The organism is Pasteurella oralis, from assembly GCF_042681465.1.
GTDB lineage: Bacteria > Pseudomonadota > Gammaproteobacteria > Enterobacterales > Pasteurellaceae > Pasteurella > Pasteurella oralis.
The window spans coordinates 2,705-3,223 of sequence record NZ_JBHUFP010000014.1; the positions used below are offsets into that span (position 1 = coordinate 2,705).

1 protein-coding gene is annotated in these 519 nt (G+C 43.9%); it reads right to left on the bottom strand.

Annotation, left to right across the window (positions count from 1 at the left end):
• The coding region (locus ACFSAV_RS08555) for a phage tail protein (protein ID WP_379098536.1) at nucleotides 1–519 on the bottom strand (519 nt) is incomplete at both ends.

The following is a 519-nucleotide window of genomic DNA, read 5'->3' on the forward strand; positions in this document are numbered from 1 at the left end:
TGTTTTTGTTTCTAACCTCTCTGTTTCAAGAATCCATTTCCCAGTGCGGAATGCTTGACCACGTGATGTGCAGCCAAACGCCGTCACTTTTTTAATGTTTAAACCATGACGACGAATCAAATCATCATCAGATACGATTTCGATCTTTCTTTCATAGCTATCACTTGCGTCAACATATTCAACGTGAATCTCGTTGTGTCGCGCTTTCTGTGCTGAATATTGATAAGAAAACTCACCGTCAACAACATTCGCATTTGTATAAGTCCACACCGGATCTGCAGGTCTGTCCATTACGACGGTAAACTCTTGCCCGTTCCACACTGGCATTGCGCGGAAGATCGAACAGATGTCATTAATCACATCGTATGCTTTACGCTGATCTGTCAGCCACGCATTACACGTGAATCGAGGTTCTTTACCGCCAAACCCATCTGGCACAAGCTGATCACAATATTGCGCCACTTGATATAACGTCCACTTATCCACATTGAATGCACCTAAACGCCAGCCAAGACCATA